Origin of the sequence: Paenibacillus sp. FSL P2-0089, assembly GCF_038595095.1 — a bacterium.
GTDB lineage: Bacteria > Bacillota > Bacilli > Paenibacillales > Paenibacillaceae > Paenibacillus_AQ > Paenibacillus_AQ silagei.
Genome location: NZ_CP152006.1, coordinates 7,578,945 through 7,604,820 on the forward strand (window position 1 = coordinate 7,578,945; position 25,876 = coordinate 7,604,820).

The 25,876-nt window shown below is 51.3% G+C and carries 21 protein-coding genes; 12 read left to right on the forward strand and 9 right to left on the reverse strand.

Annotated elements, in window-relative coordinates; genetic code table 11:
- Positions 1-69: 69 nt before the first annotated feature.
- Positions 70-468 carry a hypothetical protein gene (locus tag NST69_RS32480; protein WP_342548095.1) on the forward strand — a complete coding sequence of 133 codons (399 nt, stop codon included), beginning with the start codon at positions 70-72 and terminating at the stop codon, positions 466-468.
- Positions 469-556: 88 nt separating this feature from the next.
- Complete coding sequence (locus tag NST69_RS32485) at positions 557-1,432, forward strand: phosphorothioated DNA-binding restriction endonuclease (RefSeq protein WP_342548096.1); 876 nt, start codon at positions 557-559, stop codon at positions 1,430-1,432.
- 85 nt (positions 1,433-1,517) lie between these two features.
- On the opposite strand, the gene NST69_RS32490 is transcribed toward NST69_RS32485, so the two are convergent.
- The 4 genes from NST69_RS32490 to NST69_RS32505 all read right to left on the reverse strand — a co-directional run bounded on the left by NST69_RS32490 (position 1,518) and on the right by NST69_RS32505 (position 5,093).
- A complete protein-coding gene (locus NST69_RS32490) occupies positions 1,518-1,850 on the reverse strand; it encodes a helix-turn-helix transcriptional regulator (RefSeq protein ID WP_342548097.1) in 333 nt (110 codons plus the stop codon).
- Between the two features lie 664 nt (positions 1,851-2,514).
- Positions 2,515-3,051 (reverse strand): GNAT family N-acetyltransferase, encoded by a 537-nt coding sequence (locus NST69_RS32495; RefSeq protein ID WP_342548098.1) that lies wholly within the window; start codon positions 3,049-3,051, stop codon positions 2,515-2,517.
- A gap of 16 nt (positions 3,052-3,067) precedes the next feature.
- A complete protein-coding gene (locus tag NST69_RS32500) occupies positions 3,068-4,396 on the reverse strand; it encodes a HAMP domain-containing sensor histidine kinase (RefSeq protein ID WP_342548099.1) in 1,329 nt (442 codons plus the stop codon).
- Positions 4,389-5,093, reverse strand: coding sequence for a response regulator transcription factor (locus NST69_RS32505; protein ID WP_281068278.1), 705 nt, complete (start codon positions 5,091-5,093; stop codon positions 4,389-4,391). Before NST69_RS32505 ends, NST69_RS32500 begins: the two co-directional genes overlap by 8 nt.
- 176 nt (positions 5,094-5,269) lie before the next feature.
- Here NST69_RS32505 and NST69_RS32510 point away from each other — a divergent pair, with 176 nt between their 5' ends.
- The 3 genes from NST69_RS32510 (at position 5,270) to NST69_RS32520 (ending at position 8,899) form a co-directional block, all read left to right on the forward strand.
- On the forward strand, positions 5,270-5,974 hold the full coding sequence (locus NST69_RS32510; RefSeq protein ID WP_342548100.1) for a VTT domain-containing protein: 705 nt from the start codon (positions 5,270-5,272) through the stop codon (positions 5,972-5,974).
- Positions 5,975-6,037: 63 nt separating this feature from the next.
- Positions 6,038-6,427 (forward strand): DUF948 domain-containing protein, encoded by a 390-nt coding sequence (locus NST69_RS32515; protein ID WP_051478088.1) that lies wholly within the window; start codon positions 6,038-6,040, stop codon positions 6,425-6,427.
- Positions 6,428-6,739: 312 nt separating this feature from the next.
- Complete coding sequence (locus NST69_RS32520) at positions 6,740-8,899, forward strand: pectate lyase (RefSeq protein ID WP_342548101.1); 2,160 nt, start codon at positions 6,740-6,742, stop codon at positions 8,897-8,899.
- A 113-nt stretch (positions 8,900-9,012) separates the two neighbouring features.
- Here NST69_RS32520 and NST69_RS32525 read toward each other — a convergent pair whose 3' ends face one another.
- Together NST69_RS32525 and NST69_RS32530 are read right to left on the reverse strand one after the other, a co-directional pair.
- Positions 9,013-9,228 (reverse strand): hypothetical protein, encoded by a 216-nt coding sequence (locus NST69_RS32525; protein ID WP_339312274.1) that lies wholly within the window; start codon positions 9,226-9,228, stop codon positions 9,013-9,015.
- Between the two features lie 37 nt (positions 9,229-9,265).
- On the reverse strand, positions 9,266-9,493 hold the full coding sequence (locus NST69_RS32530; protein ID WP_342548102.1) for a helix-turn-helix transcriptional regulator: 228 nt from the start codon (positions 9,491-9,493) through the stop codon (positions 9,266-9,268).
- A 126-nt stretch (positions 9,494-9,619) separates the two neighbouring features.
- On the opposite strand from NST69_RS32530, the gene NST69_RS32535 reads away from it, so the two are divergent.
- The gene (locus NST69_RS32535) at positions 9,620-9,886 is read left to right on the forward strand and encodes a DUF6809 family protein (RefSeq protein ID WP_342548103.1); all 267 of its coding nucleotides are present in this window, start codon (positions 9,620-9,622) and stop codon (positions 9,884-9,886) included.
- A 9-nt stretch (positions 9,887-9,895) separates the two neighbouring features.
- Here the strand turns inward: NST69_RS32535 and NST69_RS32540 are convergent, their stop codons facing one another.
- Both NST69_RS32540 and NST69_RS32545 read right to left on the reverse strand, forming a co-directional pair.
- A complete protein-coding gene (locus NST69_RS32540) occupies positions 9,896-10,696 on the reverse strand; it encodes a WYL domain-containing protein (protein WP_342548104.1) in 801 nt (266 codons plus the stop codon).
- Positions 10,683-11,996 carry a WYL domain-containing protein gene (locus tag NST69_RS32545; RefSeq protein ID WP_340956788.1) on the reverse strand — a complete coding sequence of 438 codons (1,314 nt, stop codon included), beginning with the start codon at positions 11,994-11,996 and terminating at the stop codon, positions 10,683-10,685. Before NST69_RS32545 ends, NST69_RS32540 begins: the two co-directional genes overlap by 14 nt.
- A gap of 176 nt (positions 11,997-12,172) precedes the next feature.
- On the opposite strand from NST69_RS32545, the gene NST69_RS32550 reads away from it, so the two are divergent.
- The 4 genes from NST69_RS32550 (at position 12,173) to NST69_RS32565 (ending at position 17,122) form a co-directional block, all read left to right on the forward strand.
- On the forward strand, positions 12,173-12,967 hold the full coding sequence (locus NST69_RS32550) for a nucleotidyltransferase domain-containing protein (protein WP_342548105.1): 795 nt from the start codon (positions 12,173-12,175) through the stop codon (positions 12,965-12,967).
- Between the two features lie 15 nt (positions 12,968-12,982).
- Entirely contained in the window at positions 12,983-14,248 is a 1,266-nt protein-coding gene (locus NST69_RS32555) for a class I SAM-dependent methyltransferase (RefSeq protein ID WP_342548106.1), read from the forward strand.
- A gap of 3 nt (positions 14,249-14,251) precedes the next feature.
- Entirely contained in the window at positions 14,252-16,861 is a 2,610-nt protein-coding gene (locus NST69_RS32560; protein ID WP_342548107.1) for a metallophosphoesterase, read from the forward strand.
- 90 nt (positions 16,862-16,951) lie between these two features.
- A complete protein-coding gene (locus tag NST69_RS32565) occupies positions 16,952-17,122 on the forward strand; it encodes a hypothetical protein (protein WP_342548108.1) in 171 nt (56 codons plus the stop codon).
- Between the two features lie 202 nt (positions 17,123-17,324).
- Here the strand turns inward: NST69_RS32565 and NST69_RS32570 are convergent, their stop codons facing one another.
- A complete protein-coding gene (locus tag NST69_RS32570; RefSeq protein ID WP_342548109.1) occupies positions 17,325-19,706 on the reverse strand; it encodes a N,N'-diacetylchitobiose phosphorylase in 2,382 nt (793 codons plus the stop codon).
- 253 nt (positions 19,707-19,959) lie between these two features.
- Here NST69_RS32570 and NST69_RS32575 point away from each other — a divergent pair, with 253 nt between their 5' ends.
- On the forward strand, positions 19,960-20,892 hold the full coding sequence (locus tag NST69_RS32575; protein ID WP_342548110.1) for a GNAT family N-acetyltransferase: 933 nt from the start codon (positions 19,960-19,962) through the stop codon (positions 20,890-20,892).
- Positions 20,893-21,230: 338 nt separating this feature from the next.
- Positions 21,231-25,805 (forward strand): S-layer homology domain-containing protein, encoded by a 4,575-nt coding sequence (locus NST69_RS32580; RefSeq protein ID WP_342548111.1) that lies wholly within the window; start codon positions 21,231-21,233, stop codon positions 25,803-25,805.
- Positions 25,806-25,876 lie beyond the last annotated feature (71 nt).

Below are 25,876 nucleotides of genomic sequence, written 5' to 3' on the forward strand. Positions count from 1 at the left end.
AGACATGGTTTTAAAACTGCAAATGCTTCGCATAATGATTAGTAATATCGATAGATAGGACTGAACATAATGCGAAGCGAAGCGAGATTATTAAATTTGGATAATGGTCAACAAGTGATGATTGCGCTTCATCTGTACAAAAAGTGTTTCTCGGTACGACATGCAACCACTCGCAGAGTTTTGGGTTATACGGAAAGGATCGTTGTTCGCAATGTCAGCTTTCCAATTTTCGCTTCTGGACGTCTTCGTGTTTTACGTGAGAGGCAAAAGAATGTTCATGCCTTTGTGCGAGGAATATATGATGAGGAATTACAAGAAATGAAAATCGGAAAATACAGGGAGGCTTATTATAATCCTTATGAGGTCTCTGCGTTTGTAGACAGGGAAAGTCTTGAAGTAATCGGTAGGGCTGACATTGTCTTATGTGAGGAAGGTAAAGTCTATTACTGGAAAAGTGGCTTAGCCTGACAACCAACATGAACCTATGGGTTCATGTTATTTTTTGGTTTATGTATTCAGATGGTTATCTCTGGTATATTTGGGCTGGGTGATTATAGTGCAATTAACAGAGTATGAGCTGAAAGAGCGGATCAATAACCTGAACATATGGAAAAAGAAAGAGCAGAGGGCGCCGCATAAGCCGCTGTTGCTTCTGCTCGCGTTGTCTAGGCTTCAAGGCGGAATGAAACGTATGACCTATGAAGAGACGCGCGGCGCGCTGAAAGAATTGTTAATGGAATTTGGGCCACCGAGACAATGCTACCATCCGGAGGAGCCTTTTGTAAGACTGACCTCAGATGGGCTATGGGTACTGAACAGACCCGTGGACAAGAAGAAAATTCAGGATAAGCTGCTGGTCGAGCAACAAGTTGCGGGAGGTTTCGAACCGGAGGTGCTTGCTTTGCTGGAGGGGAGGCCTGCATTGTGCCATGAAATTGCTGAACAGCTGCTGTATGCTCACTTTCCCGAGACGGTGCATTCGGATATATTGGAGGCGGTTGGATTTGAGCTGGCACCCGTACCCCGGAGAAAACGTGACCCGAAATTCCGCAACCGTATTTTGAAGGCCTACGAATATAGCTGTGCTGTCTGCGGCTTTAATGTCAGACTGGGGAATCAGCTGATAGCCATTGATGCGGCGCATATCCAGTGGCATCTGGCAGGTGGTCCCGATCAAGAGGAGAATGGTATTGCGCTCTGCACTTTACATCATAAGTTGTTTGATCGAGGCGTATTTACTATTACTAATGAACGCAAGCTGCTCGTCGCCGAGGAGGCAAACGGTACAAGAGGCTTGGAGGAATGGCTGATGCGTTACCATGGTTCAGAAATTCGTAGCCCCATCAACCCTGTGTATCAGCCGAAACGGGTCTTTTTGGAATGGCATGTTCGTGAGGTATTCAAAGGGCCTGCCAGATACATTTATGGATAATCACATGTCTAACCAGACAAAAACAACCGTCACAGTATACTTAGTCGGTTGTTTTTGTTGTTCCTTATTGGTCTTGTTCATAACGCTACTTCTCCGGATAATCAATAATTGGCTTGATAATTTGGGCTATCAGCCTAATCTTCTCTGGGGAGCAGCCTTCCAACATAGTCATGATCTCGTTACGCAAATAATCATCAGAAGCGTTGTTGGAGCCTCGTAACATGTATTCGGGCGATTCTTCCAAAACGCGGCATAGATCAGACAAACGGTCTAGGCTTATTGGAGTTTTCCCTCGTTCAATTTTACTGATATAGGCATTCGAAACGTCCAGTTCCTCAGCTAAGTTCTCCTGGGTCATTCCTTTTCCTTCGCGTGCGGACTTGATGCGGCGTCCTATGATTCCATAATCGTAGCTCAAGTTTATCACCCACTCTGAATATAGCAAGTCATTGTCTGGGAATACATGAACGTCAAGTTGAATTAAACTTATTGGTCCAATGTTAAAGTGACGGCGCTGCTCACGAAATTAGGATTATTCTGAGGAATCACCTTAAATTAATCTTGACCCTACTGCTGAAAGTGTAAACCCTTAAGATCAAAAATGCATATTTTAAAGGAAGATGAGATAATGTAACGAACTGCTAATTTTTTTCGTCGATAAGCCTGGTTTGCGCTATCAAAGGCATACATCCATGGATTGTACCTGAATTAGGGCTAAAGGAAGGTCAGGAAGTGCCTAAATGTATACGAAAAATTGAATACATTATGCTAAGAGAGGGTGAGGGGGCCAGATGTATGCGAAACACCGAATAGAATATGGTGACGAGAGGGTATGCTGGCCAAATGTATGTGAAAAACCGAATACAATGTGTTGGCGAAGGGTGAGCGGGTCAAATGTATGCGAAAAACCGAATACAATTTAATGGAGAGTATTGATACTCCTCATGGCTAAGGCAGTATGCCATCGGCAAACAGGCGGACGGAGAAAGGTAGGAGCCGCATAGAAGTAGTATAGGCAGCATGAAAGGTAACAAAAAGAAAAAGAGCACCCCGCCCACAGATGCTCCCTTGCTCCAGCCTTGTTACACCTGCCCCAGCCACTCCCGCTTCAATATAGCGAATTGCTGGGTATTCTCGTACTTCGGGGTTCCGTCTTCGTTCTTGGTGAAGGAGATGAATTCCATGAAGCAGCCTTCCCGGCGCATGCCTAGCTTCTCGCACAGCTTCTGCGATCTGGAGTTGTCGTCCTCGACGTAGGCGTAGATGCGCCTGGCTTCCTGCTGAAGAAATAGGTAGCGCAAGAGGGCGCGGGCACTTTCGCTGGCATAGCCGACGCCCTCGTAGGCCGGGTTGAAGTGCCAGCCTACGCTGTAGGTATCGGGCTCTTCTTTCATGCAGAATAATTCGCCAATGATTGAGTCGGTATCCTTCAGGCAGACGGCGAGATGGGAGTCGTCCTGACTCTTTGTAGTAGCGGTGGTGATGGCTTCCTCTAACGTGGAGAGGCGTTCGCTCAGGAAACAGTTCACCCGCGGATTTGCCAGATACTCCAGCATTCCCGGTGCATCCGTCTCCCGGAAGTTTCTGATGATTAAGCGGTCGGTAGTGAATTTTTGCATGATGATCCTCCCTAAATTAAGTGAGCGTGTTATTTACCGGCAAGCGGATGTGAACGGAATACCTGCCGCCAGTGCTTGTGAATGTGATTTCGCCCTTATGCTGGCTGATGATTTTGTGGCAGGTCTTGAGGCCGATTCCGGTGCTATGGACCTCATGGGCCTCCTTTTTTATAACATTCGTGATATCTATCAACAGCCAGCGGTCTTCGATTCTATACGCAATCGTTACGGCCGCAGACGTATCGGCATACTTCGTAATGTTGGAGAAAAGGTTGTCGAATACCCGCCTGAAGGAGATCAGGTGAAGCTCCACGCGGAAAGGGACAGGGGACGGCACCCATGCTACCCGGAAGCCGTGATTCTCCAGCAACATCGACTGCTCATCGATTAACTGATCCATGAGCTGAATCCCATCGTAGGACTCGAACTCCAGATCATTCTCCTCTGTGTTATACACGGTGAAGTACTCGAATAGCTTGTCGGACAGATGCTTGATCTGATAGGCTTTTTCCCTGCTGCTGTGAATGTATTTCGCTAACGCCTCCTGATCCTGATATTTCTTGTATTCGATGATGTCCAGGTAGCCGACCAATGCGGTGAGCGGTGTCCGCAGATCGTGGGACATGGCGGTGACCAGCTCGCTGTTGGCGACTCTGGCCTGCTCCTCGCTCTCCAGACGCTCGATGAACGATTTCCTCATCTCATTAATGCTCTGGGCCAGAGACGACAGCTCATCCTTCCCCTTCAGCGTAATCGGATAATCCAGATTCCCGCCCTCCAGAATTTTAATCTCCTTCTCCAGCACGCCAATATAAGAGGTCTTCTTGTTTATGAAGAACAGGACCAGGACGATGAAGAATAAGAACGACAGAATCACACCCAGAATCGTAATGAGGTTGTAATACTTGTATTCAAAAAAATACTCCATATAGACCTGAGCAGTCGTATCCGCAAAGGTAACCGTGGAATATTGGGATTTGCTGAAAATGTTAGGGTCGGGCAGAAACCTCGTATTCTCGGTCTTGATCGTGTACCCGTCCGTAGAGTAGAGAAATTGGTTGTCCTTATAGAGATAGAGATTTACGTACTTGGTTTTCCTGACCCATTCAGCTATTTGTGCGTCATCCTTAAGCGACAGATGCTGCCCGGAGACATATTCCTCAAGTGCCGGAAGAGCTTGTTGTTCTTGCTTGTCAATGAACGAGCTTCTAGTCCGGTAATGCTCCAGCAGATCTTCGCCTGTGGACTGCAGCAGCAAGAACAGTGCCGCTGAAGCCAGGAACGAACCGATTAGGCACAGGATTAATTTGAGTTTCAGCCTGCTCCACCGCAGCTTGTTATTCAATCCGGTACCCCTTTCCCCAGACGGTTTTGATGAACTTGGGATTCTGCGGGTCCTTCTCCAGCTTCATCCGCAGATTGCGGATATGAACCATCACCGTATTATTACAGCTGTAGAAATAAGGCTCGCCCCACACACTCTCATACAGATTCTGTGCCGAGAAAATCTTATTGCGGTTGCCGGCCATCAGCGCCAGCAGCTTGTACTCAATTTCGGTCAGGGTCAGCTCCTTCTCATTCATTCTTACCTCGTTGACGGTAGTATTCACGCTTAGCCCGTTGAAGGTAATCACATCTGAGGGGGCGGAGGTATCCTCCTTGCCTTTGTATACATAATACCGCCTAAGCAAGGCCTTCACCCGGGACACCAATTCGGTGTAGGAGAAGGGCTTGGACAGGTAGTCGTCACTTCCGGCCGAGAAGGCCAAGGTTTTATCAGAATCTTGAGTCTTAGCTGTAAGAAATAGGATAGGCGCGCTGGTCATCTCACGTATCTCCACGCAGGCCTTAATTCCCGACTTCCGGGGCATCATCATGTCCAGAATGATCAGGTCAATGGTATCGTCTACTTTATTCACGGCATCTTCCCCGTCAACAGCCTCAACGACATGGTATTGCTCACTCTCCAGCAGCACCCGGACAATCTCACGAATCTCGTGGTTGTCGTCGGCTATAAGTATGGTCTTGGCAGGATTCATCATTTGTCCATCCCCCTCCCTTCCTGAGCACTCATTGTGCTTCCATTATAGATTGTCTATAGCGCGTAAACCACCGGATGACAGGCGACTTAAGAATTGTTAAGGAAGTTCATGCCCGGATCTTAAGAATATTCACCTAAGCTGGAGATATTATAAGCCAGTGAAGAGAGGGATCGTAAATGGATTGGTTATTACACAAAAAGCGGGTCAGCAAGGTTCTCCTCGCTTGCGTGGGCCTTGTGACAATTATAGTATTCATCAGATACCTGCCGGAGCTTCTGCGGCTGACGATGTCGCTGGACGGCTTCCGCGATTATATCCTCTCCACGGGGAAATTAGGGCCGTTTATGCTGGTGCTCTTCCAGATTCTCCAGACGGTAATCGCCCCGATACCGGGGGAGGTCGTTCAAATTGCCGGGGGATACATCTATGGGACAACTCTAGGGGCGGTCTTCGTGACTGGGGGGATGCTGCTGGGGGCAATGATTGCCTTCTACTTTACCAGATTCCTGGGCGGTTCTTTTATTGATAGTTTGCTTCAGAGGGACAAGTTCAAGTGGATGAGAGGAATGATGGATAATAACAAGTTCTCGGTGTTCCTGTTCATTATCTTCATTATTCCCGGACTTCCCAAGGATATGTTCATCTATGCAGCGGGTTTGACGACGATGAAGCCCTTAAGATTCTTTACGATCCTGCTCATCGCCAGATTTCCGTGGCTGCTGGCCTCCGTAAGCATTGGGGCTAATATCTACGATAAGAATTATGGTCCCACCATCGTCATCTCCGCGATCTCTGTTCTGGCCTTTATCTTCGGATTAATCTATAAAGACAAACTGATTGACAAATTATCTTCCTTCAAAGGTGGTAAAAGCGGGCTGTAGCCGCAACTGTTGGAATGTTGTCTGTATCTTGGACATAGAGTGGAACTACAGGAGGCGTTGCATATGTTAATTCAGCTTAGTGTTGCTTTTGCTGCGGCCGCTTTTATTGCTCTGGCGGTGTTCTTAATTCTTACGCTGCGCAAGGGAATGACCACGCTCGGGGAGACTAACAAGACGCTGGGCGAGGTGAGAAATGCCATACATGGATTGACGGGAGAAGCGACTCAGCTCATTCACACGGCGAATCAGGTCACCCGGGATGTGAAGGGGAAGATCAAGACCATTGATCCGATCTTTGAATCTGCGCACAATGTAGGGGAAGTTATTCAGACGGTGACCGAGACCTTCAAGAAGAATGCTACCGACATCGGCCAGAGCTTGAACCCAGAGCCGGAGAAGGCTGCGGTCAAAAGTAAAAGCGGCCAGATCCGCGTTAATACGAAGTTTCAGTGACCTTTGTGTCATCGATAAGAAGCGTCAGTTCAAGGCACCCCGGGCGGGTGTCTTTTTGTATGCAGGTATCATTTCGCTGCAAAATAATCATTTTCTCATAATAGTGCATAATTAGAGGTGATATGAGCAAATGATTGTTTCAGCACTAATTCGGCTTCTGCTATGCTCGGGGTATCCGACAGGTTCATTTCCGTCTACTTCAAGGGTTCGGATCACCCGGTACAAGAGGAGGGCAGACACCGAAATTCCACAGGTATATTGCAAGCGGTTACAACTGTATTCTGCAACAAATTTAAATCGGGAGGCAAATCAATGAATAGAATCGTTGCGAAGGTAACCAGTATAGGATTGTTGTTTTCTCTTGGACTCACTCTGTTATTCAGCGGGTGGGGGACTGCAGTAGTACATGCTGCGGGGCTTACGGTAACAGGCAGTGGAGGCGGAAATGAAGCTGCCTACGTGGAGTGGTCACCTGTCAGTAATGCATCGGGATATAAGGTATTCATCAAAGCGGCAAGCGCCGCAGATTCCCAGTATCAGCAGCTTCATAATGAACTGATCCGCAAATATGCCTCTTACTGGAGAGCAGATGCCGTAGGCCTTGCGGCCGGAAGCTATGTGATGAAGGTGGAAGCCGTGCTGTCAGGCGGGGGAACGGCGAGTGCAGTGACGGGTACGCTGGCCGCTGCGCCATATGACCGGTCAGGGTTTGCTTTTTCCACAGCTTCACCTTATGGTACAGGCTCTGGTGCTTATAATGACAATGGAACGCTGAAGAGCGGGGCACAGGTGCTGTATGTCACCTCTCAGAATGCGCAGACCGTAACACTTCCCGTTGTTGTCAGCAGTTCGGGTACAGTGCAGACGGGAGTTGGTCTTGGCGGCATTCTTACTCTTCGGCAAAAAGGCTATGATACCACCCCGCTTGCCATCCGGTTCATCGGAAAGGTGACAGCCGCCGACCTCAGTGGACAGCTGAACAGCAGCGGGTATCTTGAGCTCAAAGGCAAAAATAATTATACGGAAATGAATATTACCCTCGAAGGAATAGGGAAAGATGCGACTGCCTACGGCTGGGGAATGCTGCTCAGGTATACCGGAAATGTAGAGGTAAGGAACCTGGGCCTGATGTTATTCCCGGATGACGGCATTTCCATGGATACAGGCAATGCGAATGTGTGGGTGCATAATAACGATATTTTCTATGGATCAGCGGGAAGTGATGCCGACCAGGTCAAGGGGGACGGTTCTACGGACCTCAAGAAGGGATCAACGTATATCACTATCTCGTACAACCACTATTTTGATTCCGGAAAAGCATCACTGGTCGGACTTAGCGAGTCTGCAGAATTCTTCGTCACCTTCCACCACAACTGGTTCGATCATTCCGACTCGCGTCACCCGCGGATCAGAGTAGCCTCGGTCCATGTGTATAATAACTTCTATGACGGCGTGTCAAAATATGGTGTGGGTGTAACTACCGGCGCTTCAGCCTTCGTGGAAAGTAATGTGTTCCGTAATGCCAAGTACCCGATGCTAAGCTCCCTGCAAGGGACGGATGCTCTGGGCGAGGGCACATTCTCCGGGGAAAATGGCGGGATGATCAAGGCCTTCAATAATAGTGTGGTTGGGGCGGCAAGTCTGATCTATGCGAACTCCGGTGCAGGAACGGCACCGGCGAATGCGACTTCATCGGATGCATATCTCGCCTCATCCAGAAGCGAAGCCGTTCCCGGCTCGTACAAAGCACTTGTCGGTGGAACAGCATATAACAACTTCGATACGTTAGTCGATACAGGTGTTAGCGCAGCAGCTGTCGATAACGTAAGCGCAGTAGAGCAGAAAGTTACAGCGGGAGCAGGACGCCAGGGCGGCGGTGACTTTAGCTGGAGCTTCAATAACGCTGTAGATGACACCGCCTATGCCCTCAACGCACCATTAATGTCAGCCATTCGAAGCTACACCTCGGGGCTGGTATCTGTGGGAGGCAACGCTAACCCGGGAGGCCCATCGCCGACTCCGGCAGCAACGCCTGTGCCGACGGTAACTCCGGTGCCGACAGCGACTCCAGTGCCAACAGCGACTCCGGTGCCGACAACAACTCCCGCGCCGACAGCAGCGCCAACGTCAACACCAGCCCCGGGAGCAGCGGTTCACAATTTTACAGTGTCAGGAACTTCGAGCAGCTTCTTTACCATTCAAGGCAATCTCTCCACCAGCAAGGGAACAGTGATCTACAACGGTCTGACCTTAACCCAATGCCTCAAAATCGAAAGCGCCACCAGCATCCAGTTCACCACAGCCAAGGCTTCAACGCTAACACTGGTGTTCAATTCAGAGGGGACCAAAATCAAAGTCGATGGGACAAGCTATCCCATAACGAACGGTGTGGCCACCGTCTCCCTTGCAGCGGGTGCGCATACGATTACGAAGGATAGTACGGCTAATTTGTATTATTTGGTGGTGGAGTAGATAGGGGGATTTCTTTCACTGAACCGAATTAAGGCGACCTGCAGAGGTCGCCTTTTACTCTATTAGTGAGTATTTCAATGCTCATTATTTACTATACACTTACAAACTTCGTATTATGTAGTAACCTGTTTTTTAAAAAAGGATTTAATTCCATCATATATAACGACTAATCCAATAATTAATGCCAAACTTCTTACAACAAACTCAGCAACATAGAGGCTCCCCTGGTATTGTGTTGAACTAAAGGTATGCCCAGTGATAAATCCTGGCGACACCATTACAAGTACGCCTATAACAACACTTGAAATTAAAAGTACGACTTTACTCATATATATTCCCCCTGTTTTTTAATCTTTAAATGTAAAATCAATTATTTTCTTTACTGTCAACCAAATCAATAATCTCCCGTATGTCCTGAATGTCTAAAGCTTCTGCTATTCTAACGATATGACTAAAATTAATGCTTTCTCGTTTACCATTGGCCAGCTCGCTCAATGCAGCATGGCGGACCTTGGAGATTCTGGACAACTCTCTTACAGAAATTTTATGCTTAGCGGTCAATTCTGATATTTTCACTACAATAATTTTACCCACTGCAATTTCACTCCTGAGCAAAAAAAATTTAAGATAGATACGCGTATACGTACCAAGTTGCCTCTGTAATTATGCTACGCTGATTTATATCATAAATCTATAATGTAGCTTATGAAGGATGCCCCAATGCCCAACATTCTTGAATCGCTATATCATGGAAGTCTATTTCCTAATGAAGATATAATCTCCAAGGACCCCAATTATCGTCCGCTTAACAGTCAGATTACCGAATCTCTCGAAGCTTGGAAGCAGAAGCTGTCTGCGAGCGAGTTCGAGGAGCTGGAGTCTTTATTGGAGCTATATTCACAAGTGCAGGGAATGGATATGACGGCTGCATTTGTGTCAGGGTTCAAGGCCGGGGCTATGACGATGATCGAAGTGCTAATAGAGTAAGAGACCTGGCTATTCCTCCCCATACCGCCCAACCGCCATCTCCGCTGACTTCAGCATACGCTGCTTCAGCTGCTCGCCCTCAGTGATCTTCACGCGCAGGCCCAGGAAGCGGATGCGGGAGAGCAGGAACTCGCTGTCGTCTCTCATGTAGTGGACGGTGATGCGGTAGATCCCGGTAGCTTCATCGAAGGCCACGGACTTATCGAAGCAGGAGAACGTGGACAAGATCCGCGACAGCTCGGCATTGTAGACAGGGATGACCTGAATACAGGCCGATTCTCTCAGACCGTCTAGAAGACGTGAGATCCGGGCCTTGAGGCCTTCTATACGGTAGGCGGGGATGGGAGCGGGATCGGCAGACACGATGTTCCGTAGCTTCGTGGACATGAGTGAGCGCTGCCGGGTGCTATACCACTGTAAGTACCACTCCCGCTTATACATATTGTACTCCAGCTTGTGAGGGAAGCCGGACAGATCGGTCCGTTCCCCGCCATGCTTGATCGCATACGTGAGCTGAATTCCCTGATTCTGCATGATGATGCGGCGCAGGGGGCGGAGCAGCGGATGATAGACCTGGCGCTCCTTGCTGCGGGCCTTCTCGATGATGATCTCTCCTACTTCAATAGAAGCTTCAGGCTCCAGCAGGGAGTTCAGTTTACGTAAGGTTTCTGTTGAAAAAGCTTCAGCCGCCGCCGGATGCCCCAGCATCGTCTTCAGCCAGGAACGCTCCTGTGAGGTTAGCGCCAAGGAGCCGGCCTCTTCCAGGCGGGAGATGATCTGGAAGTTGAATATTTTCTCAAAGGGATTCATAGTAGCTCTTAATCTCCTTCCATTCCTCCATGAACTGCTTGCGCAGCCAGCGGGGCTCCAGAATCTCGCAGCTGGAGCCGAAGCTCCGCAGCCACGGCTTGATCTCAAAGATCTCGTTCACTGTAATCTCGTACAGGAAGGTCGTATCGGACTCCTCCGTAATGGTTCCCCACTGCCCCTGCGCCTCGACCCGCTCCCGGATGAAGTTGGCGCCGGACCGGCTGGGGTTATAGAATCTGACGGCGACCTTCACCGCACGGTTGGTATCCGTCACCCAGCTATACTCCAGCTGAGCCTCCAATTGCTGAAGTCTCTGCGCAAACTCCTCTTCTTCTACAGGCTCGCCCTCCTCAACCTGGGTCAGGCCGTCCATCCGTAATTTCTTAATCCCGGTCCGGCTGTGATAGCCGATCAGATACCAGCGCCCATACTGATGATCGTAGATGACACGCAGCGGAAGCAGACTGTCCGTAATCCCTGCCGATTCCCGCTCGAAGAGGGGATTGGTGTTCTGGGAGGTGTAGTTCATGCCTTTTTTGGGCGACAGATAGAGGAATTTGATTCTCCGGCGCTGCTGAATCGCCCCGAAGATCGTATAGAGATGAGCCTCATCCAGAATCCGTGAATGGTAATGGTATTTGTACCGGTGGGTCTCCGTGGCTTCGGGGAGAATGTCCCTTATCCGCAGTGCCTTCTTCAAGGTGTCACGCAGGAGGTAACCCTGGACAGACGGAATCTGCGTATTGGCAATGACATCTACATAATCGAACAGGTCGAGCAGCTCGTCATCCGTAAGCTGGTCCAGCAGTTCGTTGGCTGCCTTGTACCGGTAGGGACGCTTCTCATTCACTCTTACAATCACGCCGACCTCCTCCAGGTATTTCAGGTCTCCCCGGATGGTCTTCTCGTCCGGCAGCGGTGAATCGGCGGGCATCTGGTCACAACAGCCGTCATGCAGTTCCTTGGCCGTCAGTTCCTCGCTCTGAAGTGCGGTTAACAGCAGCGTCAGCCGGATACTCTCCGTCTCCTTCAGCGATTTCGCCCGGAACAGGAACAGGAGCAGCGGATCGGCAGATTCATAGTAATTATAGCGGAGCCATTCGGACAGCTCGGTGCCTTGTTCTGCGGTCAGATCCTGCTGCAGGACGGTCACCATCTCCTTGAGATTGCGCAGCGTTTTGTCATAGGTATGTACGGAAATGCCGAGCCGCTCGGCGAATTGCTGCCTGCTGTAAGCTCCCCCGGCTAGTGACAGCATACGGAGAAACTGTATTTCTTTATCGAAGCTTTCCTTGGCCATATGTATACCTCCAGCCTGTAACGCATTCATGAGTTGTAATAGTTAATACCTCTATTAAGCACCAGAGTTGCTTGAAATGGAAGATTTTTGTCCGCCGCCATACTTACACCCTGTTCCACATTGGCAAAATGAGGGAAGATAAGGCCAGTGAAACCGACTTGGAACGGAGGGATGGAATGAATCCTATACATACGCTCATCCATGAGCAATTGAAGCAGATTGAACAAGAGGAGCAAGTGACGATCCTCTATGCCTGTGAATCGGGCAGCCGGGCGTGGGGGTTCCCCTCGCAGGACAGCGATTACGATGTGCGGTTCATCTACCTGCATCGGCCGGAGTGGTATTTATCCATATGGGATGCACGAGATGTCATAGAGCGTCCTATTAACAATATGCTGGATTTTAGCGGCTGGGATCTGCGCAAAGCCCTCAAGCTGTTCCACAAATCCAACCCGCCGCTGCTGGAGTGGCTGCAATCCCCGATCCAGTATGCTGAGAAGTTCAGCGTGGCGGAGCAGCTTAGGGGGATTTCACCGTATACCTTTTCGCCGAAATCCTGTATGTACCATTACCTGAACATGGCCAAAGGCAACTACCGGGATTACCTGCAAGGGGAGCAGGTCAATATCAAAAAGTATTTCTATGTGCTGCGCCCGGTGCTGGCCTGTGAGTGGATTCACCGGTACGGTGAGATGCCGCCGATGGCATTCGATGTGCTGGTAGAACGGTTGATCCCGCAGGACGGCCCGTTGTGGCCGGTTGTGCAGCAACTGCTGGTCCGGAAGCGGTCAGGTGAGGAGCTGGACCTGGAGCCGCGGCTGAGTGTGATTAACGAGTATCTGGAGGAGCAACTGCAAGAGCTGGAGAAGACAGCGGTGGCATACCTCAGTGCCAAGACGGACAATCGGGACGGGCAGCTTGATGCTCTGTTCCGGGAGGCCTTGCAGGAAGTGTGGGGACTGAATTTGTAGAGGAGGAACACAATCATGGCTATTATACAACTGAGATCAACGAACCCGCAGCTGAGCTTCATCATCCGCAAGAATCCGCAGAGCGGCATGCAGCTTCGCCCGGTCCGCCAGGGGATCGCTTACGGCTGGTATTCGGATGAAGCTACTTATAATGTGTATTTCAAGGATGCTGACAATGAGGTCTCCTATAAAAAGAACGATGGCGAGAGCTTCGAGTACCTCAATGTCTCCCGCTATAACACCCCGTTATTCCCGCTGAATGCGGTGAATGAGTTCTTCTCTACCCCGTTTAAGGCGCGGGATGAGCGGGATGCGGAAGGGTTTGAGCACTCTTTTACCATCCAGATGATTCATGTCGAGCGCCTGCATTACATCCGGTTCTTCGAGCAGCATCTGAAGGATTATACGTTCATCCTGGAGCATCAGGCGCATAAGAGCTATTCCCTGACCATTACTACGCAGCTAAGCTTATACCACCTTCTGCATGTAGTCAGTGTGCTGTCCTTATTCTTATCGATCTTCGGGGATGAATATATCGATATTTCGGACCGGATTCTGGACAAATATATCCGCAGTCTGAACGTGATGGACGCCCCCTTCTATATCCGCAGCCTGTTCGCCCGGAATCTCCTGAAGACCCGGGAGCAGTTCAAGCGGTACAAGGCGGCGGTCGAGCAAACGGAGCTGTATCCGATTAGTCTGGAATATGGCAGTACGGCGATGCAGCGGCGAACGTTCATCTCAGGTGTGCTTCCGTTCGATAAGCCCATTCTGGATATCGGCTGCGGGGAAGGCTTCTACGCCATTCCGTATGCCGGCAAGATTGAAGGTACTTATTATGCGGTGGACATCAACGAGGAGCTGCTGGAGGTCGTGAACCGGAAGGCAAAGGCCAAGGAGCTCGATAACATCGTCACCTTCCGCTCGCTGGAGCATTTCCTGGAGCTGTACAACGGAGAGCAGGTGGATATCATACTGACTGAGGTTGTGGAGCATATGAGTGAGACGGAAGCGGCTGCGCTGATCCGGCAGATCATCCGCCATGTGGATTTCGGGCAGCTGATTGTGACTACGCCGAATGCGGATTTCAATCCTTACTATCAGCTGGAGGGCTTCCGGCATGAGGATCACAAGTGGGAAAAGGGTCAGGCGGCGTTCGAAGAGTGGCTGACTGCCTCACTTCAAGGGCTGGGCGTAGAAGCCGAGTTCTCACTCGTGGGCGACCGGGTGGGCGACATTCGTACCACACAGAGCGCGGTTGTGCGCAGACAGGAGGGTTAGACCATGGACATTCAGACGAAGGTACACACCATATTCATGCTGGTGGGAGCGACGGAGTGCGGGAAGTCTACTTTTGCCAAAAAAGTTCTGATCCCGCAGCTCAGGCTTGAGGACAGCACTACAGGTCTGCGCACGAATGTGCAGTACCTCTCCTCGGACCTGATCCGTCAGGAGCTCTTGGGCTACGATTACGATAAATACGACCAGGTCATGCTGGAGGCCAGCTCGCATACTTTCGCGCTGTTGTTCGAGCGGCTGAAGCGGGTCACCTCCTGGCCGATTAATGCAGAGTTTGTCATTATGGATACGATAGGTCTCGCGGAGGATTACCGCAGCAAGGTGCGGGCGATTGCCCAGGAGAACCAGTATAATCTGGAGGTCATTCTGTTCGATTACCGCAAACGGGAGGATTATTATGCCTCGGAGCGCTCGAAGAAGCTGATCTCGGGTCACCTGAACCGGCTGCGCCGGGAAGTGCTGCCAGTGCTGTCCCGTGAGGGCTACCACAGTATTCATAAGGTGCGGGCCAAGGATTTTCTGCTGGAAGGTCTGGAAGGTACTGATGATTCGGAGGAAAAGCGGCCGAACCCGGATTACCGGGTGCACATTCAGGACTGGGAGGCGTATGCCGCTGCGGTGCTTCCACAGGAGCAGGAATACATTGTGGTCGGGGACGTACACGAGTGTGTTCAAGAGCTGCAAGGGCTGCTGCGCAGCTACGGCTACCGGATTGAAGAAGGGAAGCTAAGCGCTACGGATAAGCTGAAGAATACACGGATCATCCTGGCGGGCGACTGGATCGATAAGGGCAAGCAGACCCGGGAGATCACCCGGTTCTTGTATAGCAATCAGGAGCATTTCTTGTTCGTAATGGGTAACCATGAGAATTTCGTTTACAAGTACCTGCGGGGGGAGATCAAGGGGACTGAGCCGGAGCTGCTGAGAACCTATTTCGATTCCACTCAGGTATTACAGGAAGATGAGGAGCTGTTCCGTCAATTCTCCGTGCTGGTGGAGAGTGCGAAGCCGTTTTACCGCTATATCGGGAATCGGGGGCCTTCCTTCTATGTGACGCATGCCCCTTGCCGCAACAAGTATATCGGGAAGCTGGATGCGAACTCGCTGCGCCATCAGCGCAACTTCCGGCTGGACCGTGAGTCTGCGTACGAGCAGCAGCTGGACTTCTTGAAGGAGGAGGCGGAGGGGAACCATCCGTTCCATCTGTTCGGACATATTGCCGCCAAACAGACGTTCCGCATCAAGAACAAGCTTCATCTCGACACAGGAGCCGTGCATGGGAACGGGCTAACTTCTGTCCATATAACCTTCAAGCCGTTCTACAAAAGCCATAAATCCCGCCAGCAGCTATTGCCGGAAGAATTGCCGGTTCTCTTCCGCGAAGTGAGCACGGTCTCTGTGGAGGAGCTGGATGCGGAGTCCATGCGCAGGCTGCACTATTCCTCGCAGAATAAGGTCAACTTCATCTCCGGGACGATGTCGCCAGCGGATAAGGATGATGTAGCAGGCGAGCTGGAGTCACTGCGCAAGGGTCTGGATTATTTTGCCGGACGCGGGGTGTCTGAAGTGGTCCTTCAGCCCAAGTATATGGGATCACGCTGCACGGTGTATCTGTACCGGGACGTAGATCATTGCTACGCGGTTAGCCGCAACGGTTATAAGGTCAAAGCTGTCGATCTGACGCTGGTTTATGAAGGCCTGCTAGACCGGTTCGGAACGTATATGGCGGAGCAAGGCATTCGTGTGCTGCTGCTGGACGGGGAACTTCTACCCTGGAAGGCGCTCGGGGAAGGGCTGATTGAACGCCAGTTCCAGCCGATTGGGCGGGCGCTGGAGAATGAGCTAGCGTTCTTGAGAGAGCACGGGTTCGAGGAGTCGCTCAGTGAGCTGATCCGGGAATATGAAGCCAGCGGGTTCGAGCAGGACCAGCATCATCTGACCAAAGATGCGCTTAACACCAGCTACGGCGCCCATGTATACCAGACATATAAGCATGTCCGCAGTATCCGGGATGCCTATGTGGGGCTTGACCAGCGGGACGAGGCGTACCGGGTGTATAAGCAGCAGCTGGAGCTGTATGCCGGAGATGCGGAGCTTGCGTATAAGCCGTTTGCCATCTTGAAGGAGGTGCTGGAGAGCGGGGAGGAACGGGTGCCTGAAGGGGCGACCTCAGAGCAATACCGCTTCCTGAATGATGATGAGATTCTGGTGCTGGATCTGAAGGACCCGGAAGCGTACCGCAGCGCAGAGGCGTTCTTCGCCACAATTACCGTAGAGCAGCAGATGGAAGGCATCGTCATCAAGCCGGAGCAAGAGCAACCGGGAGTGGTCCCTTACCTGAAGGTCCGCAATCCGGGGTACCTGTCCATTATTTACGGCTACGACTACAGATTCCCGCACAAGTATTCCAAGCTGATGAAGCAGAAGAATATCGCACCTAAGCTGCGTACTTCCCTGGCCGAGCATCGGCTGGGTAAGCAGCTGCTGGAGATTAAGCTGGAGGATATTTCGGCGGACAACAGCACCTACAAGCAGATTGCCGCGAACCTGTTGTTCGAGGTGACGAAGGAGAAGGAGATCGATCCGAGGTTATAAAAGATAGTCAGGCAGGCTGCCGGGAAGCTCCCGGCGGCCTGCCTTTGTTTTGCTATAGAGGGGACGATAGTTTCAGGCTATGGAGAGGACATGGGCAGGCCGAATGTAATCGGAAAACCGATCACAATGGGGCAGAAGGAGGCGCGCGGACCGAATGTAATCGGAAAACCGATCACAATGGGGCAGGAGGAGGCGTGCGGACCGAATGTAATCGTAAAACCGATCACAATGGGCCAGGTGGGGGCGCACGGACCAATGTAATCGGAAAACCGATCACAATCAAGCGCAGGGTATCTGTGTAATGCCAAGTTAACGTCGAATGTTTTGTTCCACGGCTAGTAGTTGCTCTTTAGGGGGAATTGAATAAGATTTTGAAGTAGCATATACGGATATGAGTATAAAAAAGCCGCCAAACCAAGGCGGCTTCTTAACGTTTATCGGGCAGGAAACTAACACCTCCGGTCTACCCCATCACAACCAGCACTTCGTTCTCTGCCGCCATCCGGGACACAGGAATCAGGTTGCCTTCGATCTCCTCGCCGTTGATGACGATGCGGGAGACGCCCTTCTGGACGCCGTTCTTGTTCTCCACCTGGATGTTCAGCTTCTTCCCGCGGAATTCGCGCACCATGGAGAAGTCGGTCCAGTCCGAAGGGACACACGGGTCCAGACGGAGGCCGTCCTTCTGCGGCTGAACGCCCATAATGCCCTCTGCCAGTGAGACCATGACGGTGGAGGCCGTGCCGGTCAGCCAGTGGACATGGGCCCGGCCCTGATACGGGCTGTCCTTGGACTCCACGAATTGGCCGTGGACGTAAGGCTCCAGCTTACGGACCTCCGCACTGTCGTTCATGGTGGCCGGGCTGCAGTTCAGGAAGTACTCGAACGCGCGTTCACCGTTACCGATCATCGTCTCCGCCAGGATAAGCCAGCCCTGTGGCTGGCTGAAGATGCCGCCGTTCTCCTTGGTCGAAGCGTTGAACAGCGCCATGAGTGCTACCGGCAAGCCGTATTTGCGGAATGGAGGGTAGAACAGCATCGTGCCGTAATCGGTCCGCAGATTGTCATAGACCTTGTCCATGGCGAGTTTGGCCTGTTCCGGGCGGGCCGCGCCGCTGAGCACCGACCAGCTCTGCGGATTGAGCCAGATCCGGCCCTCATCGTTCTCCCACGAGCCGATGGTATAGTTGTCCTCGGTGAAGCCGCGGACGAACTGGTCGTTCTCCCAGGCATACTTCTGGATATTACCGTCCAGCTCCTCCAGCAGACCTTGCGCCCATGCGGCATCCTCCGGCTTGTTCTTGTTCTCCGCGATGCCCGTGAAAACCTTGAAGCCCATGTACAGCTGGAAGGCCACGAACAGTGATTCACCCTTGGCGCCGAGCCGCAGGCAATCGTTCCAGTCGGCATGAAGTCCAACCGGCATGCCGTGGGCACCCATCCGGTCGAGACTGAATTGAAGCGCCTGCCGCAGATGCTCATACACCGTTGCTTCGCCTTGATCTGAATAAGGAATGACCTCATCCGTGAAGTCCCAGTTCCCGCTCTCATTCAGGTACTTGATAACCGTCGGGAACAGCCACAGGGCATCGTCGGCCCGGTAGTAGGGATGTCCCGTCTCCCGTACATATTCAGGGTCGTCCGGTGTTCCTTCATGACCCGGATTATGGTCGAATTTCACCAACGGCAGCCCGCCGCCGTTGGATACCTGGGCAGAGATCATCAGCCGCAGGCGTTCAAGAGCCATCTCATGGTCCAGATGGATAATGCCCTGGATGTCCTGCACCGTATCCCGGTAGCCGAGCCCGTTGCGCAGGCCGGAGTACTGGAAGGAGGCAGCACGCGACCAGATGAAGGTAATGAAGCACTGGTAAGCATTCCACGTGTTGATCATATGGTTCAGATTGCTGCTTGGGGTCTGCACCTGGAAGCGGTTAAGCTTGCTGTGCCAGAAGGTCTTCAGCTCTTCAAGCTCCCGGTCTACCACGGACAAATCCTGGTAGTGGCTAAGAATGCCGGAGGCTCCCTCTTCATCATATTGTCCCAGCAGGAAGGCGACTTCCTTCTCTTCTCCCGGCTGCAGCTCCACATTGAGCTGCAGGGCACCGCAGGCATTGGTATTATAGTTCAGCGAATTGGAGCATTGACCGTTCTCCACGGAGAGCGGATTCCCGTAGCTGCGGTAATCTCCAAGGAATGTATCGCGGTCCCCGTCATAACCGGCCACCTCTGCTCCAGCCGCGCCGAAGAATCTCCAGGTTTGCTCTCCCGCGATGTTTTCATTGATGACTTGAAGAATTTTATCGTGCTTGAAGTAGGTCCGGGAAATAAACAGCGTGTATTGCAGGTTCACGGTATCTTGCTCATAGTTGTTGTCATTGGTGAATTCGGCGAAGCCGAAGAGGGCCAGCTTGCGAGCCGCAGTACCGTCATTGCGGATCTTCATGCGCCATACTTCATAGGTCTTGTTCAGCGGTACGTAGTATAAGGACTCGGTATGAATATTGTCATAATCTGAGACGATGTTCGTGTAACCGGTTCCATGATGGCAGACGGACTTGTATTGCTCCAGATCCTTGCCTACCGGCTGCCAGGAGCCGGACCAATAATCCCCGTTCTCCAGGTCTTTGACATAAATGTAGCGCCCAGGCTCGTCCTTGGAGTTGAAGTGATAGCGGATATGCCGTCCGTTGGCCCCGGATTTCACGAAGCTGTAGCCCCCGGCGTTACCTGAGATAATCGCACCGTATTCCGGCGAGCCGAGATAGTTGGCCCAAGGAGCAGGCGTATTCGGCTTCGTAATCAGGTACTCTTTGTTTTTGTCGTCAAAATGACCATATTGCATAACCATTCCTCCTCATGATAGATGACAGGCAGGGCTATGAACGCGCGTTCATAAATGACCGAAGAATCCCGCCCAATTCCATTATAAGACAGTTGCGGTCTGACAATATAGCCTATATTTGAGAAAAAAACAAACAGTAGAGTCTTTTTATAGCAGTTTCCTATATTTGAATGGGCACATGGCCTTGTTAAGATCAAAAAGAAGGTCTATGTGAGTGCAGCCGGATGGCTAGAGGTATAAGGAGGAGTGCACGATGAGTGTAAAGCAATGGTCTGAAGATACGATATCCTACGATTTAAATGGTGAATCGACTATCCGGAGAGCAGAGCCCGAGGAGTGGGGAGTATATTGCTCCGTCTATTATAACATGGAGTATAACGGCTTTTTTAGAGAAGAAGTTTATGCGAATCCGCGCAGGAATGCCTTTTGGATATACAAGGGGGAGAGTAGAATCGGCGGAGTCCGGATGTCACCGAATGTGATCTACCATCTCTTTGTAATCCCTCCGTTTAACGATTCATTCGGAATATTGAAGCAGCTTAAAAAGTTGTTGATTCAGTGGTCTGACCGGAAGGAACCGATACGGACCTATGAGGTTCTGCCGGATCAGGTTCAGCTATACGCACGGGCAGGCTTCTGGCCGGATGAATTCAGATGCCGCTGGATGCAGCGGCCTACAGAACTATTCCAAGTGGACTGGGAGGATGATCTGCGGATTGAAAGTCCCGAAGTAGAGGAGAATGAGGCCGGGGATAAGCGGTTTATTCTCACAGAAGAGATTGCCCGCTGTGATTTTGAGAGTTTTAGAGGCGGACTGGATGCAACCCGGCGGAAGCAAACGGTTGTGAAAGATTTCCTGCCTACTGATCCTAGTTACTCTAATGAGAAATTAACACAGGCCTCCACGCTGGTATTCGATAAGGCGACGGGACAGCTCATTGCCAATTGCCGGCTGTGTCTCCAGGATGATGTGGCCGCAGTCTATAGCATTGGCGTTAATCCGGCCTATCGTGGGAGAAGACTGGCTACACGTATGCTGCAAAGAGCCCTTACCACTCTGAAGGGGGCTTATCCGCTGCTGAGATTGTATGTAATGGAGGGAAATGATGCGGAATCTGTGTACTATAATCTCGGGTTTAAGCCCGGGGTGCAGGAGGTTCAGAAGATGTATATCCCGGTGAATTAACGAAAATAAGCGATCCGTAGGATCAACCAGGGCACCCTTAGGGTGTCTTTTTTAACTTTTCAAATGAACCGCAACACAAGGTTGAGAGGAGATTCGCAATTATGCAATGATCTTTGTCACAAAAAAGGGGATTTGTAGAGTTAATGTAGAGGACTGTCGGATAGTATTAGAAACTAAGAGATTATTATACACAACCTGTCGGTATCCCGTTAGTACGATTTGGTGAACGCCTGCATAGGAAGGGAGGAATTTACAGGTAACAGGCAAGCGGTCTATGAACAATAGGAAGTGTCGGCTGATCCAATAAAAGTCCCTTTAGATGAGGAGAACAAAAAAAGATGACAACATCGAAGAAATGGAATAAAAGAGGTTCCCGCGCTCTGGCAGCCTCGTTGTCGATTGCGCTGGTTGCTGCCAACTTTGCGCTGGCCGGACCCGTGGCCCATGCGGCTGTAGCGGATGATAATGATGGTACAGAACAAATTATTACTTCAGAAGAGTACCGGAACTTCACCAAAGATGGCGGGGGTGCTGTAAGCTTAACCTTCCCGGAGCTCTCTATCACCGCAGAAGCGGGTGAAATGATGTCAGGGGCTACGGTTGTCATTAACGGGTATAAAACGGGCGATCAGATGACATTCGCTACATCCGGCACTGGAATTACAGTTGCGACTAGCGGGGGCAACGGGGCCTACATCTTAACAGGCAATGCGCCAGTCGAAGTCTACCAGCAGGTATTGGAGAATGCCAAATTTACGATGACCACGCCGGGTGAACGCAGCCTGACCTTCGGTCTCGGACCTGTACTCGCTTTTAATAAGAATGGCCATTTCTATGAATATGTGACAAATGGTGCAAACATCAAGTGGCCGGATGCCTTAGCGAAGGCTGAAGAGCGGACCTATTATGGACGCCAAGGGTATCTAGCGACGATTACCGACCCGGATGAGAACGCTTTTATTGCGGAGAAGGCTAGAGGAATTGGTTGGGTTGGCGGGAAAGATGTAGCTCGTTCCGAGACGAACGGAAGGGCCAATACACGTGTGTTCGCCTTGCAGAACAACAAATATAATGGTTATGGTGATTGGCGCTGGGTAACCGGACCCGAAGGAAAGCTGCAGTACGAAGGCAAATCGGGACTTCCTTTCTATAAGGGTTACAATGCTAGTGGTGCTAATGGAGGAAAAAATGATTCTGCCACGGTGACGGATACCACTTATGGTCTCGGCAGCGAGCATACCATGCACAATAACTGGGATACGGGGGAGCCCAATGACTCTACCTTTGAACATGTAGTGCATATCTTTGCCAGCGGGAAATGGAACGACTACGCAATTGACAACGCAGTAAATGCCTACCTCGTAGAATACGGTGGCATGCCAGGCGATTCCACCACCAGCATTAACACAACCATTACACTGCTGGACAAAACACAGCTGAAAACGGATGCTACTACAGCGCAGGGCTATCTGAATACTGCTCCGCAGATCTATACAAAGGAGTCTCTGGCCGTTCTTCAAAAGGCAGTGGATGATGCCAACACTGTCCTTGAAAATGACCATGCTTCCCCGGAAGAGATTGAAGCCGCCCGTAAGGGACTGGAGGATGCCATTGCCGGACTGGTTAAGCAACCGCCTGTAGCTGACAGCGCAAGCTATACCGAGGGCAGCAACAATCAGGTATCCATTAAGTTCGACAAGCCGGTTAAGTTCAATGAAGGCGATGCCGACCCTACGGATGACTTCAGAGTGACACTGGACGGAAAAGTGGTGGATCTTACGAATGCTGTAGTATCCGACCAAGATCCTAGTGTCATTATTCTGACCCTGGCCAGCCCGCTGGTTAATGACCCTGTGGTTAGAATCGAATATGATGCCGCAGAGTCGGCAATCCAGGCTCAGACACCCGGGAAAGAGCCAGTGTCCGACTTTACGCTCATTGCGAACGGACCGTTCGGTGATTCCTTGGAAATTCAGACGCCTGCTAAGGGAACAGAGGTATATGGAGCAGACTTCCCGCTCCCGGTAACCGGACAAGCTGCACTCGATTCGGTGGTTACGGCTGCTGTGTATAAAGTGGATGTCCACCCGAATGCGCATCTGTTCGACCTTGAGGTAGGGATTACCGTAACCGATGATGTCTATAAGTGGGACACCAAGCTGCCGGGTCCGCTGGCACCGGGCTCCTACCATGTGGCGGTGACTTCGACCAAGACATTCGGCGATGAAGTAAGAACAGAAACGAAGCTGGTGCCGTTCACGGTACCGCAGCTGGAATTGACCCATGTGGCGGTAAACGAAGGCCAGCCGGATCACGCGGTATTGACGTTCAACCAGCCTGTAGGCTCTGCGTTGACTGATGCTGATCTCACCGGACTGACCATTGATGGCCGGAAGGTTATTGCTGTGAAGTCCGTACAGGGCGACAAAGTGGAAGTCGTTCTGGAGGAAGCGCTTGGTCCTGATGATGCGCTGATCGTAGGGTACGATCCCGCTGCCGGTAATGTTACGGCTGAAGGCAACGTTCTGAACGAATTGAAGCCGATCCAGGCCGGCGAGCAGTCAGGCATCACGAAGAATAACAATGTGATTCCGCTTCAGCTCGTTGCTGCTTATCCCGAAGCGGGGCAGCTCAAGCTGGTGTTCAATAAGCCGATCAACGATCTGACCGATCTGGCCGGATTCACTTACGGCGGCGTGCCGCTTCAGGCACCTTTTGAGATTAACGGCAATGAACTGATCGTTTCAATTCCCGCTGATCATAACGGTGGCATGTTGAGCTACGATCCAGAGCTTGGCAATGTTACGGAGAACGGCAACAAGAATAACCCGCTTACGGGATTGCAGCCGGGCATTGACCTAGGCGGGGATGGCAAATATATCGCCGACGGCGGCAAGCTGCCGGAGAACGGTCTGGGATTAACGGCAGGGGATAAGCCGGTATCGCTGAGTCCAGCCTTCCAGCCGGATGTACCAAGCGGCTATCAGGCGACCGTGCCTAATGAGACGGGGACTATTGCGCTGAATCTTGCCCCGGCAGGAGATAACGATACGCTGCGCAAGGTTAGCTTGAACGGTGTAGAGGTTCCTGACGGAGACTGGAGCAAGCTGCCGCTTCAGGAAGGGCTGAACATCATCCAGGTAGATATTGTGGATGCGAAGCGTCCGGGCGTTAAGCTGGGGCAATACCAAATTCAGGTTATCCGCGCAAGCGGGAAGCTCGTATCGCTTGATCCTTCGAGCGGCACACTGCAGCCTGAGTTCAAGCCTGAAACTGCAAGCTATGATGTATCCGTAGCGAACAGTGTATATGAAATGTCATTTAAGCCGGTTACACTTGATCCTGGTGCTGTGGTAACACTCAGTATTGCCGGTGAAGCTCCGGTAGAGGTTACAAACGGTCAATGGAGCAAAGCGCTCCCTCTAAAAGTAGGCAAGAATGAAGTTCTGGTTACCGTCAAGGATTCCGCAGGCGGAACGAATACGTATACAATGATCATTACCAGACAAGAGCCTGTATCTTCAGGCGGAGGCGGAGGTTCCGCTCCGGCTCCAGCAGCTCCTGAAACATCCAAGACCGAAGTGATTCAGGTGGATGTGGCCATCGGCGGAGCCAATGCGGCTGGCATCACGAAAGTGCCTGTACAGCGTACCACTCAGAGCAATGGCATGATCACTGATCTGGTCCGCTTCACCAAGGATAAGGCTGAAGAAGCGGTGAAGATGGCGAAAGAGACGGGACAAAGCATTGCCCGTGTAATCATCCCGGATGCGGCGGACAATGTCAGCGAAGTGAATGTCCAGATTCCGGCGGAAACCGCCAAATTGCTGAAAGAGAACGGCATTGTACTGGAAATCTATACGGAGAACGCAATTGTGCGTGTTCCGAATGAATCGCTGGAAGGCATCGGACAAGACTTCTATTTCCGGCTGGTGCCGGTGAGAAGTGCAGCAGAGCGGAGTGAAATCGAGAAGAGAGCCACGCTTGAAGCTGTGGTCCGCGAAGTGGCCAAGGATAACAAAATCGAAGTGGTCGCCAGACCGATGACCATTGAGACGAACCTGTCCAGCAGGGCGGTAACCCTGATCCTGCCGCTAAGAGATGTGAAGCTGCCTGCGAATGAAGCGGCGCGTAATGCATTCCTCGCACAGCTCGGTATTTTCATTGAACATACCGACGGCACGAAAGAGGTTGTCAAAGGCAAAGCGGTTACCTATAAAGAGGGACTGCTTGGACTGGAATTCTCGGTAAGCAAATTCAGTACCTTTACGATTATCAACTTCAATAATCAGTCGCCTGCTACACATGTATCCTATATCGTTGGCTTCCCGGATGGTCAATTCAAGCCGGACGAACGGGTAACGCGCTCGCAGATGGCACTCATGATTGCCCGGAATCTGGGCTATGATGCTAATGCGGCTGTAGGCACTCCTCCCTTCCCGGATGTGGCTGTCCGCCATTATGCGGCAGCAGCCATTGCCTTTGTGAATGCACAGGGCGTGATGAAGGGGGATCCGGCCGGAAAATTCCGGGGCAATGCACCGATTACGAGAGCAGAGATGGCCGCTGCTGCTGCCAACTACCTGAAGCTTGCCGTACCGGCTGACGGAAAATCAGGCTTCAGCGATACCACTGGACATTGGGCTCAGGCGGTAATTGAAGCCAACGTGTCGGCAGACCTGCTTAAGGGCTATCCGGACGGCAGCTTCAAGCCGAATGCTTATCTGACCCGGGCGGAAGCAGTAGTCATTGTTAATCAGATGTTTAACCGCGGCCCGCTCCATGGAGCAGATGCGGTGAAATTCCCGGATGTCTCCAAGAATCATTGGGCCTACCTGGACATCCAGGAGGCTGTCATCGACCATCAGTACCGGATCGACAGTGAACAGAAGGAACAACGGGTTACAGAATAAATGGATAGGGGTTGGAGGAGAGATCATTTCTCCTCCAGCCCCTAAATCATTAAATTTAAAGTATAATGGTT

Coding starts and splice junctions, on each gene's coding strand:
- NST69_RS32480 (WP_342548095.1), top strand. CDS start 70: ATGCGAAGCGAAGCGAGATTATTAAATTTGGATAATGGTCAACAAGTG.
- NST69_RS32495 (WP_342548098.1), bottom strand. CDS start 3,051: ATGCAAAAATTCACTACCGACCGCTTAATCATCAGAAACTTCCGGGAG.
- NST69_RS32505 (WP_281068278.1), bottom strand. CDS start 5,093: ATGATGAATCCTGCCAAGACCATACTTATAGCCGACGACAACCACGAG.
- NST69_RS32510 (WP_342548100.1), top strand. CDS start 5,270: ATGGATTGGTTATTACACAAAAAGCGGGTCAGCAAGGTTCTCCTCGCT.
- NST69_RS32515 (WP_051478088.1), top strand. CDS start 6,038: ATGTTAATTCAGCTTAGTGTTGCTTTTGCTGCGGCCGCTTTTATTGCT.
- NST69_RS32520 (WP_342548101.1), top strand. CDS start 6,740: ATGAATAGAATCGTTGCGAAGGTAACCAGTATAGGATTGTTGTTTTCT.
- NST69_RS32525 (WP_339312274.1), bottom strand. CDS start 9,228: ATGAGTAAAGTCGTACTTTTAATTTCAAGTGTTGTTATAGGCGTACTT.
- NST69_RS32535 (WP_342548103.1), top strand. CDS start 9,620: ATGCCCAACATTCTTGAATCGCTATATCATGGAAGTCTATTTCCTAAT.
- NST69_RS32540 (WP_342548104.1), bottom strand. CDS start 10,696: ATGAATCCCTTTGAGAAAATATTCAACTTCCAGATCATCTCCCGCCTG.
- NST69_RS32545 (WP_340956788.1), bottom strand. CDS start 11,996: ATGGCCAAGGAAAGCTTCGATAAAGAAATACAGTTTCTCCGTATGCTG.
- NST69_RS32550 (WP_342548105.1), top strand. CDS start 12,173: ATGAATCCTATACATACGCTCATCCATGAGCAATTGAAGCAGATTGAA.
- NST69_RS32555 (WP_342548106.1), top strand. CDS start 12,983: ATGGCTATTATACAACTGAGATCAACGAACCCGCAGCTGAGCTTCATC.
- NST69_RS32560 (WP_342548107.1), top strand. CDS start 14,252: ATGGACATTCAGACGAAGGTACACACCATATTCATGCTGGTGGGAGCG.
- NST69_RS32565 (WP_342548108.1), top strand. CDS start 16,952: ATGGGCAGGCCGAATGTAATCGGAAAACCGATCACAATGGGGCAGAAG.
- NST69_RS32570 (WP_342548109.1), bottom strand. CDS start 19,706: ATGCAATATGGTCATTTTGACGACAAAAACAAAGAGTACCTGATTACG.
- NST69_RS32575 (WP_342548110.1), top strand. CDS start 19,960: ATGAGTGTAAAGCAATGGTCTGAAGATACGATATCCTACGATTTAAAT.
- NST69_RS32580 (WP_342548111.1), top strand. CDS start 21,231: ATGACAACATCGAAGAAATGGAATAAAAGAGGTTCCCGCGCTCTGGCA.